The following is a 14,927-nucleotide window of genomic DNA, read 5'->3' as shown; positions in this document are numbered from 1 at the left end:
TCAGCATGCGCTGGCCCTGCACTCCGTTCGATCAGGCGCCCATCTCTGGACGATCAGGACGCTTCGTCCCATCTCGCTCCACTTTACTCCACTTCCCACCACTTTCCAACCACTCCTGAGCAGTTTCCGGTCCATGGTGCGTATTCAGCCGCCCGGAGGGCACCCCTTGGGCGCTTCTGACAAGGGTCTTAAAGAATCTGATCTGTCGGTGGTGATAGGTGGGGAGCGGTGGAGGGCTTCAGCCTGCGTCGATGCGCCCAGGGGCCTCAGACGCGAAAAACCCCCGCCGAAGCGGGGGTTCTGCGTCGATGTGGTGGGGAGTGGAGGCCCTAGGCTATGGCCGTCGGCGCTCCTCCCATTTCTGCTCCAGATTGCTCATAAAGTTACCGCCGGACGGACTGGGCGCAGAGCTGCGCGGCCCAGACCCACCCGAGCCACCACCGTTGCCGTTGCCGCCGCCACCGTTGCCCTTCTTCGGTCCAACAGAGCCGCCAGCTGTAGCGAAGTACACGCCAGCTCCCATGACGAGGAAGCCGATGATGCCCAGTGGGATCCACTGCTGGTAGATCCCGACGATCAGAACACCCACGCCCACAACAGTCACCAAGAGACCGAGAACCAGGTTGCGCACATTGAAGGCGCCACCGACTGGAGAGTCTTCGAGAGAGCTGGCGAAGCCAGGGTCATCGGACTGGAGCTGCTGCTCCAGCTCTTTCAGCAGCCGCTGCTCGCGCTCCGAAAGTGGCATGGGATGCTCCTATGTCGTCCTGTTGTCTCAAGTTCTAGGGATAATAAGTCTATCTTCTGAAGCGGCTGACCACCTAGCCCGCGTTTCAGCTGTGACGAATTTGTCACGCAATTACCAGCCTGGCCTCAGACTTCATCTGCGGTTCGCTGGTCTTTGGAATCCAACAGTGTGGCTGGGCGCAGGGCAGCCTGCGGAAACTTACCCGCCACATCGTCCAGCGCTCGCTGAGCTGCCTGCCAGTCGTCGTCGTGGGCGTCGAAGCTCAGCTGCAGGCTCCCGTCGGCTCCGGTCAGCCGCTCGGCGCGAATGCCGATCAGACGCACCGGCTGCTTCCTGGGCCCGAGCCCGGCCATCAGGCGCACTGAGTGTCTATGCAGCTCCGGAGCAGACTGGGTGGGATGCGGCAGAGAAGCCGAGCGAGTCAGGGACGAGAAGTCTCTCCACCGCAGCTTCAGGCTCACCCCGCTGGCGCTGAGCCCCGCGGCCCGCAGCCGCGCCGCGACCCGGTGGGCTAGACGCAGCAGCTCGCGCTGGAGTTCGGCGTCGTCACTGAGGTCCGTCTCAAAAGTTTCCTCAGCTCCGATGCTTTTCTCCACCCGGTGCGTCTCCACCTGCCGAGGGTCCCTCCCCCAGGCCAGATCGTGCAAGTGGTGGCCGACGGCTCCGAATCGGTGCGCCAGCACGTCCCTGGGAGTCTCCGCGATCTGCCTGACCGTGCGCAGGCCCATGTGGGTTAGGGCTTCTGCAGTCTTTTCTCCCACTCCCCACAAGTGCTTAGCTTCGAGGCTGTGCAGGAACTCCAGTCTGCGGTGGGGAGGCACCACGAGCAGTCCGTCGGGTTTCGCTGTGGTTGAGGCAATCTTTGAGATGAATTTGCGGTCAGCGATCCCCACCGAAGCCGGCAGGCCGACCCTCTCGCGAAGCCCAGAACGGATGAGCTGCCCCATCTCCTCAGGCGTGCCCAGACGTCGGCGAGAGCCGGTGAGATCCAAGAACGCCTCATCGACGCTCAACTGCTCCTTACGGTGTGTGAGCGTATCGAAGTAACCCATAATTTCAGCGGATAATCGCCGATAGCGGTCCATCTGCGGCGGCAGGACCACGGACTCCGGACTCAACCGGCAGGCCCGGGTCAGTGGCATCGCCGATCGGACGCCGTCCGCGCGCGCCGGATAGGAGGCCGAGAGGACCACGGATCGGCCCTCTCCCGCTACTATCACCTTCCGCCCCCGCAACTCCGGCTTGTCCAAGAGCTCCGCCTCCACGTAGAAGGCGTCCATGTCGACATGGGCGAAAATGGATGAGGCGCGTCCCTGAGACTTGGACTGCTCTGAACCCATAGGATCAAGGGTATGCCCACCACAGGACACCCCTACGATCAGGCCCAATTCGTGGCGGCGGTCAACTTACGCGTTGAAGAGTTCCTGGCGGAGAAAAGGGACCAAGTCACCGCCATCGCCGCTCCGTCGGCGCCGCTGGTCGACTCGCTCATCGCGCTCAGCGGCGGTGGCAAGAAACTGCGTCCGGTGCTCGCCTGGATCGGGTGGCGTGCAGCTGCGGGTGAAATCGACAGGGAGCTCTCTGATCCGCAGGCTTTATTCAACCTTGCGGCTGCACTGGAGCTCTTCCAGGCTGCCGCGCTTGTTCATGACGACGTCATCGACCGCTCAGCCACCAGACGGTCTCAGCCCAGCGTGCACATCCAATTCCAAGAGCGGCACCGCAAGGCCTGCTGGTCCGGGGACACGGCACATTTCGGCACCACGGGCGCAATCCTGAGCGGAGACCTCGCTCTTTCTTGGGCCTCCGAGCTCTTTGACTTGGCCAGCGAGGCGCTGCCGAACAACGCGCTGCGTGCTGGAAGAGTCTTCCGACGAATGCACACAGAAGTCATCACTGGTCAATATTTGGATGTAGTGGCTGAGGTAGCCGGCCCCAACGCCACGGAGTCTGAGGCACTGCGCCAGGCCCGGACTGTCCTCACCTACAAGTCAGCCAAGTACTCCACGGAGTACCCCATAGCGCTCGGTTGCGCCCTAGCCGGAGGCTCGCCCGAGCTCGCCACTGCGCTGGCCGAAGCAGCCCTCCCACTGGGGATCGCCTTCCAGTTGCGCGATGACCTGCTCGGCGTCTTCGGTGACGCGGGGGTGACTGGAAAACCAGTGGGCGATGACCTGCGCGAGGGCAAGCGCACGGAGCTCATCGCCTACGGACTGCACCGTGCGCCGGACGCGGACGCCGCAGAGTTGGAGGCCATGCTCGGTGACCCCGATCTCACGGAGCCGGGGGTAGCCCGGATACAGGAGATCCTCACCACCGCAGGAGCTCTTTCGCATGTCGAAGAGGAGATCCGCAGCCTGACCGACCGCAGCGCTGAGGCCCGGGCTCGCCTGAAAGATTTCGGTGTGAGCCCGGAGGTGCTGCAGGACTTCGATGCGGTCGCTGACCGGCTGGTCTCCCGCACCTCATGAGACATCCTCAACGGGGGCGGCTCCCGATCAATCCACGCGCGACTCATCCCCTGCCAACTTCGGTACCCTGATCCAATGAGCTCCGAAGAAAGCTGGATCGGCGCCACCATCGGCGATCGATACACCATCGACAAGCGAGTGGCACGTGGCGGTATGTCCACGGTGTATCTGGCCCACGATGAGCGGCTGCACCGCCCCGTGGCGATCAAGGTGCTCTTTCCGCATATGGCAGAGGACCGTAAGGTGGTCCAGCGGTTCGAGCAGGAAGCTCGCAATTCCGCGCTGATCAGTCATCCCAATGTGGTGCAGGTTCTCGATCAGGGCCAGACGCGCGAGACCGCGTATATGGTGATGGAGTACGTCCCCGGGGCGACCCTGCGCACGCTGCTCAAACGTGGGCCCATGACTCCAAGATTGGCGCTGGCCTATGCCCAGGCCATCCTCGGTGGTCTCTCCGCCGCGCACCGCGCCGGTCTGGTGCACCGGGACATCAAGCCGGAAAATGTGTTGGTCTCCCCGGAAGGCCGGATCAAACTTGCCGACTTCGGGCTGGCCAGAGCAGCCACCCATCACTCGGGAACCTCCACACTGATGGGCACTGTGGCCTATATTGCCCCCGAACTGCTCTCCGGCGAGGGTGCCGACGAGCGTGCTGACGTCTATGCCGTTGGAATTCTGCTCTATGAGCTGCTTACCGGCGTCCAGCCCTTCACCGGAGACACGCCGGTGCGGGTGGCCTTCCAACATGTGAACTCCACCGTGCCCGCCCCGTCGGCGTATGTTCCCGGACTAGCTGCGCCTTTGGATGACCTGGTCCGCTCCGCTACTCGTGCAGCGACGGAGCAACGGCCCAAGAACGCTGATGAGATGCTGGAGATGCTCGAGTCGGTCCGGGAGCAGCTGACCGCTGAAGAGTTGGACTTCGACGGCGCACTTCTCCAGCACCGGCGGCACCACGCCGAGGCGGCGGAGCATGACCACAGCCCTAACGCCTCCACGCATGTGCTGGCCGCCGTACCGCCGGATACCGATTCATCCGGGACTGAACCCGCAGCTGAGGAGGAGCAGGACGAACCCGAAGCCACCACTGTGGCGATGGGAGGGGAGGACTTCCCCACTGCGGTTGAGGACCGCAACAGTTGGGACGACGACGTCACCGCCGCCCTGGGCCACTCAGCATCGGCAGACCCGCCTCCCGCCCCAAGGCCGCAGGCCCGTGAGGGTGCGGGCCCAAGGCAAGCGTCCGAGCGGGAGCAGTGGGGAAGCCTTGCAGTGGAGGACCGGCAGACGGTGGCGGAGGTTCCGCTGCAATTGGGTCGGCTCAGTGTCCAAGAGCCGCAAACTGGTCTCCACCCGCTCACGCCCGAGCGGCCTCGGCGCACCTATGATCCACGGGCGGACAAACGCCAGCGGCAGCGTCCTCTGGAACAGCTGAACGGCCCTTCGCATGTGCGGCAGGCCGTGGCTTTTGTGATCGTGCTGATGCTCATGGCCGTTCTGATGCTCCTGGGCTATCAGTTGGGCATCAGCAATCGATTCGTCCCTTCCCTGGGCGGCTAGCCCAGCGGGTCAGGTGACCCGAGTGAGCTCTTCGGCCACGAGGAAAGCCAGCTCCAGGGACTGCTTGTGGTTCAGGCGGGGATCGACGAGGGATGCATAGTGGGCGTCGAAAGCGGATTCGTCAATGACGTCTGATCCCCCGAGGCACTCGGCGACGTCGTCCCCGGTCATTTCCACGTGCACGCCTCCGGGGTAGGTACCCGCAGCCTGGTGAACTTCGAAGAAGCCTCGAACCTCGTCCATCACATCGTCGAACCGGCGAGTCTTGTAGCCGTTCTTCGCGGTGATGGTGTTGCCGTGCATCGGATCGGTCACCCACACAACTTTGGCCCCGGAGTCCCGGACGGCTTCCACCAGCGGGGGCAGTTTCTCCCGCACATTGGCTGTGCCCATGCGCACAATGAAGGTCAGCCGACCCGGCTCCCGGTGCGGATCCAATTTGTCAATCAGCTCAAGGGCCGTGCTCGGGGTGGTCGAAGGACCCAATTTCACCCCCAGCGGATTCCGCACCCTGGAGAGGTAGTCCACGTGTGCACCATCCAGGTCCCTGGTCCGCTCCCCGATCCACACGAAGTGACCCGAGGTCACGTAAGGCTTCCCGGTGCGCGAATCGATCCGGGTCAGGGCGCGCTCGTAGTCCAGCAGCAGTGCCTCATGGGCGGCATAGAACTCAGTGCGTTTAAGGCTTTCAAATTCGACGCCACAGGCGCTCATGAATCGGACAGCCCGGTCGATCTCACCGGCGATCTGCTCGTACCTGGCATGAGCAGGGTTCTCCATGAAGCCCTTGTTCCACTGCTGCACCGCCCGCAGATCCGCGAACCCTCCCTCAGTGAATGCCCTGATCAGGTTCAGCGTCGCTGCCGACTTGTGATAGGCCTGCACCATCCGCTTGGGGTCCGGGATTCGCACCTCAGGGGTGAACTCGAATCCGTTGACGATCTCACCTCGGAAGCTTGGCAGTGTCACATCGCCCCGTGTCTCCATGTCAGAGCTGCGAGGCTTTGCATACTGTCCGGCCATACGGCCCATCTTCACCACCGGAAGCGATGCGCCGTAGGTGAGCACCACCGCCATTTGGAGGAGGGTCTTGACTTTCGCACTGATCTTGTCAGCGGTGACGTCTGCAAAGGTCTCAGCGCAGTCGCCGCCCTGCAGCAGGAAAGCCTCACCCTTGGCGACCTGGGCAAGCCGACGCTTGAGCTTGTCAACCTCACCGGCGAACACCAGCGGCGGATTCGCGGACAGTTCAGCAGTGGCTGATGCGAAGTCTGGGTGATTTCGCCAATCAGGCTGCTGTTTCAGCGGAAGGTCCCGCCACGCGTCCAGCCCGGGATACTCTGCGGCACCCATGTGAACGATTTCACCGGGGGCGGTCAGCGGGGGCTCAGTGGAGGTGTCGTATGCAGCAGTCACCCCCACAGCTTAATGGTCCCCGTTACACCTCGCCTAATAAGGACATCAAGATTCCAAATGGTGGGCGATCGACGGTCAAGACTTCTCTGAGCGAGCCTCCGCAGCCTGCGTGTAGAGATCCTCGACCACGTCGGCGTAGTCCTTCATGACATCCGCCCGTCGAATTTTCATGGAGGGTGTCAGGTGTCCGGAGTCGATGGTGAAGTCATCCTCCAACAGCCTGAAGGTGCGGATCGATTCAGCCCGCGAGACGGACTCGTTGGCTTTGTCCACGACCGACTGAACGTGATCGATGATCGTCTGGTTCTTGATCAGCTCGCCCATAGGCGTGTCTTCCGGAATGTTGTGGCGCTGAAGCCAGACCGGAAGCGTCTCTGGGTCCAGAGTGATCAGGGCCGCCACGAACGGCTTGCCGTCTCCGACGACTACCACCTGGGAGACAATGGCATCGGCGCGAATCTGGTCCTCCAATTGGGCGGGGGCCACATTCTTGCCCGCAGCCGTGACCAGAATCTCCTTCTTGCGACCCGTGATGCTGAGGTAACCCTCGTCATCCAAGGTCCCGATGTCACCAGTGCGGTACCAGCCGTCATTATCGAACGTATCGTCGGCGAGATCTGGGCGGTTCCGATAACCGCGGAAGACACAGACACCTTTGCCGAGGATCTCTCCGTCATCTGCGATCTTGACAGCGCAGCCGGGAAGCGGCTGTCCGACTGATCCGATCTTGGTCGCTGTGGGGGTGTTGACTGTGATCGGCGCTGTGGTTTCGGTCAGGCCGTAGCCCTCCAGAACATGCAGCCCCACACCATGGAAGAAATGACCGAGTCGGGCTCCCAGGGGCGAGCCTCCGGAGACGGCGTACTTCACTTCACCGCCCATTCGGGCACGAAGCTTGGAGTAGACGAGCTTGTCGAAGACCGCGTGCTTGAGCTTGAGGCCGAATCCAGCTGAGCCCTCCTCCTGGGCCTTGGAGTAGTCGATGGCTGTCTGGGCAGCCTTCTGGAAGATCTTGCCCTTGCCGTCACCCTCAGCCTTCATCATCGCAGCGTTGTAGATCTTTTCGAACACACGCGGGACAGCCAACAGGAAGGTGGGCTTGAAGGTGCCCAGATCGTCGACCAGATCCTTGATGTCGGACGTGTGGCCCACGCGCGCGCCGGCCGCCACACAGATCACGGAGATGAAGCGCGCGAAGACGTGAGCCAGGGGGATGAACAGCACCGTGGAGGACCCAGAGTGGATGGCCTCGCTCAGCGATGCAGTGCCGTTGAGGCTCAGCTCCGCGAAGTTGCCGTGAGTCAGCTCACAGCCCTTGGGCCTTCCGGTGGTCCCGGAGGTGTAGATGATAGTGGACAAATCCGCGAGGTTCGCTGCCGAGCGTCGGGACTCAACCTCGTCGTCGGAGATGTGGCTGCCCGCGCTGCGCAGCTCGTTGAGATCCTCGCTGTCGATGGTCAGTAGGTGCTCCACCGAGTCCAATTTCTCCTGGGTGATCGCGCGGTCTACGGCTTTCGCGTGCGAATCCGTCTCAGCGAAAACCAATTTGGTTCCGGAGTCTTCCACGATCCAGGCGATCTGGGACGGCGAGGACGTTTCGTAGATCGGCACTGTGATGCCTCCGGCGTACCAGATCGCGAAGTCCAACAACGTCCACTCGTATCGCGTGGCAGCCATGATGGCGACCCGGTCACCGGTGTCGATACCCTTGGCGATCATGCCTTTGGCGAGAGAGACGACGTCGTCTCGGAAACTGGAGGCCGAGACATCAGTCCATTCCCCCGGACTCAGCTGACGACCAAAGAGGGCGTTGCCGGGGTTCTCGGCGACCTGCCGCTCCAGCAGATCAGTAATGTTGAGGCCGGGGTCGACCTCCACGGCGGCTGGCACGGCGTATTCCTTCACAGGTCCTTCTCCTCCCAGGGGATGTACTGACAATCTGTACTTACTACCCAGTATATGTGCTGCAGTTCACACTACCAGCACCACCGCTCTCAGCTCAGACGCGCGCGCCGTCGTCTGAACCTGCCCGCCTAGCGGGCAGGTTCAAGAACAGGACTACGAGGCCTAGGAGGATGACGCCGATAAGGGCGGCAGTCGTCCACCCTGGGAAGCTCACCGGGAGGAAGGGAAAGACGATCAGACAGAGGATCCCACCAAGGGCCAGCAGTGCACCGATGACAACGCCCGGCTTGGCTCCGGCCACCGGACTCTTGGGGTTCGGAGGGCGAAAGTCATCCTCTTCCGCGGCTGGGCTGAAGTCGCGGGGTCCACGCTGACCAAGGTTCTTGGGGACCGGGCGTCCTGGCTGCGGACGGGCCGTGCTGCGCCTGTGGTGGGACCCACCCTCACGTCGGTTGCTCATAGGACCAGACTATCGGCTCGCGCCAGTAGAGTAGTAGCGATGTCCGCCAGCCCGAGAGAGAGAGTCTGACCGTGGCGTCGTTGCTGTTTTACCGAAATGCCAAGAGGTTCGTGGTCGGGCCGGCCGTCAACACTGTTTTTCGCCCCTGGGTAAAGGGTTTGGACAATATTCCTTCCGAAGGCGCCGCCATTCTTGCGTCGAACCACATGTCCTTCTCTGACTCAGTGTTCATCCCAGTGGTGGTCCCGCGACCGGTGAGGTTCCTGGCGAAGAACGACTACTGGAAGGGCAGGGGCTTCGCTGGAAAGTGGAACCGCTGGTTCTTTGACATCACCGGGCAGATTCCTATGGATCGGTCAGGTGGCGCCGCTAGCCAGAACTCGCTCGCCGCTGGCGAGGGGGCACTACGCCGCGGAGATCTGCTCGGGATTTACCCGGAAGGCACTAGGAGCCCCGACGGCCGACTCTACCGAGGAAAGCTGGGGGTGGCGCAGCTGGCTCTGCGCACCCAGGTGCCGGTGATACCCATGGCGCTGATTGGCACTGATAAGGTCCAGCCCATTGACCGCACCGTGCCTCGAATTCACCGAGTGGGTTTGATCATCGGAGAGCCGCTGCACTTCGACGCCTATTACCCCAACGCCGACGATCGCTTTGCCCAAAGGGCAGTCACTGACAAGATCATGTCGCAGATCATGCGGCTTTCCGGGCAGCAGTATGTCGACATGTACGCCTCCGTCAAGAAAGGGACAGGCGCAAGAGGCCCAGGGGGCCCTCCCAGCTGATAAGAATCCTGAGTTCAGCGGCGCAACAGTCGGGCGAAGAAGCCGCCCCTGTTGGCACCGGCAGACTCTAGCTGAGCTGCAGTGTGCTCACCGTTGCACCATTCACGTGCAGGCACGTTCTTCTTCACCGTCGCGACATGCTGCCCGCATCCCGCCCACGTTGTCTTGCCACACGTACGGCAAGTAACCGCTCGGCACATAACGTTCTCCTCATCACTTCTTCAACCAACCCCGTATACCCAGGTGGGTATCGTCATGAACGAGACTACTATACCCCATGGGGTATGCGTGAGTGCAATCTCGAACATGGGCAGCTGACTGGCATCCACGAGAAGTGAACTGAGGGGGAACCCAAACCTGCCGGTGGCAGAGAAAAAGTTAGGGCCCCACCCGAAGGTTGAGGGCCCTAACTGTCGATATGTGCGCGAGGGGGGACTTGAACCCCCACGCCCGTGAAGGCACTGGCACCTGAAGCCAGCGCGTCTACCAATTCCGCCACTCGCGCAATGGCCCCCGTTATCCCGGATTTCTCCGAGCCCCTGGGAGCCTCAAACTGCTGAAAACAGCGAAAATTATCCTAACCCGACCACGGCTGAAGTTCCTAATCCCGCCGACCGATAGACTTTGAACGATATGCCCGTCACTTCCTGCACCTCCCCCGCCTTCACTGCGGAGAGCCTCAACTACCCCGAGCAGCTACCCGTCACCCAAGAGCGCACCGCGATCCTTGGGGCCCTTCGCGAGCACCAAGTTGTGGTCATTGCCGGAGAAACCGGCTCAGGGAAGACCACGCAGCTGCCGAAGATGCTTCTGGAGCTGGGTGAGCACCGCAAGGGCTTGATCGGGCATACTCAGCCGCGGCGGCTGGCCGCACGGTCTGTGGCTGAACGTTTGGCCGATGAGCTCGGCTCGGATATCGGCAGTACCGTCGGGTACCAAGTCCGATTCACCGCAGAAGTCGGTCAGGACACCTCAGTAAAACTCATGACTGACGGGATTCTGCTGGCGGAGATCCAGCGTGATCCTCAATTGCGTAAGTACTCCGCCATCATCATCGATGAAGCACACGAGCGCAGCCTGAACATCGACGTGATCCTTGGCTACCTGAAGCGGGTCCTCGCCGAACGTTCCGATCTCAAAGTCGTGGTCACTTCAGCAACTATCGACCCGGAGCGCTTCAGCGAACACTTCGGCGATTGTCCCATCATCGAAGTCTCCGGCCGCACCTATCCGGTGGAGGTCCGTTACCGCCCAGTGCTGGACCTGGAGGATACCGACAGCACGAGCACAGCTCAGCCTGAGGATCGCGACGAACTCGATGCAATCTGCGACGCTGTGGTCGAGCTCAGTGCTGAACCTGACGGTGACATCCTGGTGTTCTTTCCCGGCGAGCGCGAAATCCGCGACGCCGCCGAGGCCCTGAGCGAAATTATCAAGAACCATCGACGGCTCCACGGCTCGGAAATTCTTCCGCTCTTTGGACGACTGTCCCTGCAGGAGCAGAAGCGAGTCTTCCACCCCGGCGGACGCAGGCGCATCGTGTTGGCCACCAACGTGGCCGAGACCTCGCTGACGGTACCGGGAATCAAGTACGTCATCGACTCAGGCACCGCGCGGATCTCTCGCTACTCCCCCCGCACCAAGGTGCAGCGGCTCCCGATCGAGCCGATCAGCCAAGCCAGCGCAAACCAGCGCGCCGGACGATGCGGACGCACCAGCGACGGTATCTGCATCAGGCTGTATTCCCAGGAGGACTTCGAATCCCGTCCGGAGTTCACCGATCCGGAAATCCTGCGCACCTCTCTGGCCAGTGTGTTGCTGCAGATGTCCTCGATGGGCATCACTCGCACGCCCCGGGAGCTACTCGATTTCCCCTTCGTCCAGAAACCAGAGGCGAAGGCCGTCAACGACGCCGTGCGCCTTCTCTCAGAGCTCGGCGCTCTAGAACGCTCGGGTCGGGTGACGCCCACCGGCCGCCGCGTCGCCCAGCTGCCGGTGGATCCCCGGCTGGCCCGCATGATGGTGGAGGCCTCCAGCCGCGACTGTCTCACCGAGGTGACCGTACTGGCGGCCGGCCTCTCCATCCAAGATGTGCGCGAGCGCCCCGCCGAGCACCGGGACACCGCAGACCAGTTGCACGCGAGGTTTGCAGATGACAGGTCCGACTTCTCCGCGCTGCTGAACCTTTGGCGCTACATCGGCGAACGGCAGGCTGAGATTTCCTCCAGCCAGTTCCGGAAACTGTGCCGCCGCGAGTATCTGAACTGGCTGCGCATCCGCGAATGGCAGGACTTGGTCCACCAACTCGGGGAGCTTGCCCAGCAGAGCAGACTCTCCACCCGACGCATCCGCACCAGGGATCCGGTGGAGCATGTGGGCAAGCATGATGCGATCCATAAATCCCTGCTGGCGGGTCTGCTCAGCCACCTCGGCCTCTACAGTCCAAGAACCCGCGAATATCAGGGCGCCCGCGGCACCCGGTTCGCAATCTTTCCCGGCTCAGGACTGTTCAAGAAGAACCCCGACATGGTGATGGCTGCGGAGCTGGTGGAGACCTCCCGGCTGTGGGCACGCGGGGTGGCGGCGGTGGAGCCGGCCTGGGCCGAAGAGGTCGGTGGGCACCTGGTGAAGCGCAGCTACAGCGACCCCGTGTGGTCTGCCAAACGCGGGGCAGTGGTCGCCACTGAGCGGGTCACACTGTTCGGTGTTCCCATCGTCGCCGACCGGAACGTGCTCTACGGGAGCTTCGATCCTGAGTTCGCCGCCCAGGAGTTCATTCGTCATGCGCTGATCGAGGGCGATTGGAACACCCGCCACCACTTCGACAAGCGCAACCGCGCTCGTTTCAAAGAAATCGCCGAACTCGAGGACCGCACGCGCCGCAAAGACCTCCGCGCAGCGGATCACCATCTGGTCGAGTTCTTCGCCGAACGCCTGCCCAAGCACATTACCTCCCAACGCGCCTTTGACACCTGGTGGAAGAAACAGCGCGATCAGACCCCCGATCTGTTGGACCTGCCAGATGCTGCTCTGCTGGCCCCAGAGGCCGACCAGGTGGACCCGGAGGCCTTCCCGGAACATTTCGACCACGGCGGTCTACAGTTGGAACTGACTTACGCCTACGAAGCTGGCGTCACCGTGCGCATCCCCGTGCTGTTTCTGAACCAACTGGAACCCCACCGCTTCGAGTGGTTCATTCCCGGCCGACGCACCGAGATGATCACCGCACTGATCCGGTCCATGCCCAAGCAGCTGCGGCGCAACTTCGTGCCCGCGCCAGATGTGGCAGCTCAGGCTCGCTATTTGCTGGAGGATGAGTACGACGCCGCGTCCACACCGCTGCGCCTCGCCCTCGCCACAGTTCTGCGAAGGCTAAGAGGTGTTGTGGTGGAACCTGAGGACCTGGACTTCGACGCCCTTCCAGACCACCTCCGATTCACCTTCGGGGTGGTCAGTGACCGTGGCCGCATCCTGGACTCCGGGTTCGACCTGACCGAACTGCAGGTTCGCTTCAGCGGGGAGAGCCGCGAAGCGATCGGCCGTTCGGTCACCAGCAATGCTTCCCCGTCCCCCGATAAGACCTCTGGCGCACCCGAGCCCGCGCCGCTTGGCGTGGACCTCTCACAGCGCCACCAGACATCGTGGACTTTCGGGACCATTTCCCGGCAGGTGAAGGGAGCTGCGGAGGGTCGGCAGATCACCGGCTACCCCGCACTCACACCCGATCCCTCAGATAAGCATGATGTCCACGGCGTGCGGATGACCATCACCCAGTCCCCAGCGGAACAGTCCCGTACCCATCGGCGCGGCGTGGTGGTGCTGATGCGCTCTGTTCTCCCCTCCCCGCAGCGCTATGTGGTGGACCACCTCAGCAACAGGGAGCGGTTGGCATTCGGGCAGTTCGGTGATGTGGAGGACCTGGTGAACGAATCGACCACTGCAGTATTGGATCACCTGGTGCCTGAAGACCTGCCGTTCACCGCCGAATCCTTCGAGAGACTTGCCCGGCAGACTCAAGCGGAGCTGATTGAGAGCGTGCTGTCGCTGACCGACGTCCTGGCACAGGTTCTCACGCTGCATACCGAGGTCCGGGCCCGACTCAGCTCTGTGAAGTCCGCAGCGCTGCGACCTGCGGTATCCGATATGCAGGCGCAGGCGGAGCAACTGGTCTTCCCGGGGTTCGTGGTCAGCACCGGAGTCACACAGATGCGGCACCTTCCGCGATACTTCAGAGCAATGCTGCTCCGGTTGGACCGACTCGAGTCCGGGCAGGGCGTGGCGCGGGATACGACAGATATGCAGCAGGTCCAACAGCTGGAGGATGAGTTCGACGCAGCGTTGGAAGCGGTCCCCCAACAGCTGCCCGTGCCTGCCGAGCTGGCCGGGGTGAAGTGGATGATCGAAGAGCTGCGAGTCAACTTCTTCGCCCAACCGTTGGGTACCACACAACCGGTGAGCGCCAAGCGCATTCGCCGTGCCGTCAAGCATGCCGGAGCGCAGACCCCATGACATCTGCGGGGGTTGCTCCTGCTGCCCGTGGGGCGAGCCGAGTCCGCAGGAGAATGACCCCCGCAGACCGTGTCATCGGTGGAACGCGCAAGATCGGGATTCACCCGCCCAGGATGGTCAGACGAAGTGGCGCTTCAGAACTGGAAACTGCTGACCCTCAGTCGTTCTCGGCGGGCACGTTCTCCGCATCTCCCATCAGACGAAGCGCCACCCGCAGCTTCTCCGCCGCCTGATCCATCTGCTCAGGGTCAGGGTCCTCCATAGCCTTGGAAAAGTCGAAGTCCGCCATCGAATTCGACGGCCAGACATGCAGGTGCAGGTGAGGCACCTCATACCCAGCGATCACCAGGCCCGCCCGGGCGGAGCCGAAGGCTTCGACCTGGGCCTTGCCGATGCGGTGCGCCACAGTGCTCAGATGAGCCATCAGCGCAGAGTCAGCGTCGGTCCAGCGGTCCACTTCCGTGCGAGGAACCACCAGCGTGTGCCCGTAAGCCAGCGGCGCTATTGAGAGCAAGCCGACGCACAGCTCGTCCTGCCAGACGAAACGGCCCGGAAATTCCCCACTGATCACCTTGCTGAACACAGTACTCATGACATCCACTCTATAGTCCACTCCACAGTGTGAACAGGGTTCCCTGCTACCCTTATCGCACCATGAGCACAAGCATTTCAACCCCTCAGGTGAAAGGCAGATCCACCCGGCAGAAACGCGCCGTGTGGGCCGCCCTGAGCGAGCTGGAGGACTTCGTCTCTGCTCAGGAGCTCCACCGAATCCTCAGCGACAGGGACGAAAAGGTCTCCTTGGCGACGGTTTACCGCGTCCTACAGACTCACCAGGAGGAAGGCCTGCTGGATGTGCTGCGGCCTGATGACGGTGAGGCGATCTATCGCCTCTGCGCCGGACAGGAGCATCACCACCACCTCGTCTGCCGAAGTTGCGGACTCGCCGTCGAGTTCGAAGCCCCGGACATGGAGTCATGGGTCAGTCGACTTGCCGCGGAGAACGGTTTCACCGAGGTGCGGCACACCCTCGAGGTCTACGGTCTCTGTCAAAACTGCTCCTCAGTGTAGTC

12 protein-coding genes and 1 tRNA gene are annotated in these 14,927 nt (G+C 62.4%); 5 read left to right on the top strand and 8 right to left on the bottom strand.

Annotation, left to right across the window (positions count from 1 at the left end; genetic code table 11):
• Positions 1-334: 334 nt before the first annotated feature.
• Entirely contained in the window at positions 335-748 is a 414-nt protein-coding gene (locus D3250_RS04605; RefSeq protein ID WP_119902122.1) for a DUF3040 domain-containing protein, read from the bottom strand.
• A 125-nt stretch (positions 749-873) separates the two neighbouring features.
• Positions 874-2,088: a DNA polymerase IV gene (gene dinB, locus D3250_RS04600; RefSeq protein WP_119902121.1), complete on the bottom strand. Its 1,215-nt coding sequence runs from the start codon at positions 2,086-2,088 to the stop codon at positions 874-876.
• Positions 2,089-2,100: 12 nt separating this feature from the next.
• On the opposite strand from dinB, the gene D3250_RS04595 reads away from it, so the two are divergent.
• Together D3250_RS04595 and D3250_RS04590 are read left to right on the top strand one after the other, a co-directional pair.
• Positions 2,101-3,219 (top strand): polyprenyl synthetase family protein, encoded by a 1,119-nt coding sequence (locus tag D3250_RS04595; RefSeq protein ID WP_119902120.1) that lies wholly within the window; start codon positions 2,101-2,103, stop codon positions 3,217-3,219.
• Positions 3,220-3,294: 75 nt separating this feature from the next.
• Positions 3,295-4,779 (top strand): protein kinase domain-containing protein, encoded by a 1,485-nt coding sequence (locus tag D3250_RS04590; protein WP_119902119.1) that lies wholly within the window; start codon positions 3,295-3,297, stop codon positions 4,777-4,779.
• Positions 4,780-4,788: 9 nt separating this feature from the next.
• Here D3250_RS04590 and D3250_RS04585 read toward each other — a convergent pair whose 3' ends face one another.
• The 3 genes from D3250_RS04585 to D3250_RS11715 all read right to left on the bottom strand — a co-directional run bounded on the left by D3250_RS04585 (position 4,789) and on the right by D3250_RS11715 (position 8,560).
• Positions 4,789-6,132 carry a class II 3-deoxy-7-phosphoheptulonate synthase gene (locus D3250_RS04585; RefSeq protein ID WP_119902306.1) on the bottom strand — a complete coding sequence of 448 codons (1,344 nt, stop codon included), beginning with the start codon at positions 6,130-6,132 and terminating at the stop codon, positions 4,789-4,791.
• A 138-nt stretch (positions 6,133-6,270) separates the two neighbouring features.
• The gene (locus D3250_RS04580) at positions 6,271-8,100 is read right to left on the bottom strand and encodes an AMP-dependent synthetase/ligase (RefSeq protein WP_119902118.1); all 1,830 of its coding nucleotides are present in this window, start codon (positions 8,098-8,100) and stop codon (positions 6,271-6,273) included.
• 94 nt (positions 8,101-8,194) lie between these two features.
• Positions 8,195-8,560 (bottom strand): hypothetical protein, encoded by a 366-nt coding sequence (locus tag D3250_RS11715; RefSeq protein ID WP_147383479.1) that lies wholly within the window; start codon positions 8,558-8,560, stop codon positions 8,195-8,197.
• Between the two features lie 83 nt (positions 8,561-8,643).
• On the opposite strand from D3250_RS11715, the gene D3250_RS04570 reads away from it, so the two are divergent.
• Positions 8,644-9,345, top strand: a complete 702-nt coding sequence (locus D3250_RS04570) for a lysophospholipid acyltransferase family protein (RefSeq protein ID WP_119902305.1) — start codon at positions 8,644-8,646, stop codon at positions 9,343-9,345.
• Positions 9,346-9,359: 14 nt separating this feature from the next.
• Here D3250_RS04570 and D3250_RS11955 read toward each other — a convergent pair whose 3' ends face one another.
• Together D3250_RS11955 and D3250_RS04560 are read right to left on the bottom strand one after the other, a co-directional pair.
• Positions 9,360-9,545 (bottom strand): DUF8730 family Cys-rich protein, encoded by a 186-nt coding sequence (locus D3250_RS11955; RefSeq protein ID WP_119902116.1) that lies wholly within the window; start codon positions 9,543-9,545, stop codon positions 9,360-9,362.
• 221 nt (positions 9,546-9,766) lie between these two features.
• Positions 9,767-9,850 (bottom strand) — tRNA-Leu (locus D3250_RS04560).
• A 128-nt stretch (positions 9,851-9,978) separates the two neighbouring features.
• Between D3250_RS04560 and hrpA the strand changes: the two genes are divergently transcribed.
• The gene (hrpA, locus tag D3250_RS04555; RefSeq protein WP_119902115.1) at positions 9,979-13,854 is read left to right on the top strand and encodes an ATP-dependent RNA helicase HrpA; all 3,876 of its coding nucleotides are present in this window, start codon (positions 9,979-9,981) and stop codon (positions 13,852-13,854) included.
• A gap of 157 nt (positions 13,855-14,011) precedes the next feature.
• On the opposite strand, the gene D3250_RS04550 is transcribed toward hrpA, so the two are convergent.
• Positions 14,012-14,446 (bottom strand): HIT family protein, encoded by a 435-nt coding sequence (locus D3250_RS04550; RefSeq protein WP_119902304.1) that lies wholly within the window; start codon positions 14,444-14,446, stop codon positions 14,012-14,014.
• A 62-nt stretch (positions 14,447-14,508) separates the two neighbouring features.
• Between D3250_RS04550 and D3250_RS04545 the strand changes: the two genes are divergently transcribed.
• Complete coding sequence (locus D3250_RS04545; RefSeq protein WP_119902114.1) at positions 14,509-14,925, top strand: Fur family transcriptional regulator; 417 nt, start codon at positions 14,509-14,511, stop codon at positions 14,923-14,925.
• Positions 14,926-14,927: the final 2 nt, after the last annotated feature.

This window comes from Nesterenkonia natronophila (assembly GCF_003595215.1).
Taxonomy (GTDB): domain Bacteria; phylum Actinomycetota; class Actinomycetes; order Actinomycetales; family Micrococcaceae; genus Nesterenkonia; species Nesterenkonia natronophila.
The sequence above is the reverse complement of the archived record's forward strand: the minus strand, read 5'-3'. Positions and strand labels throughout refer to the sequence as shown.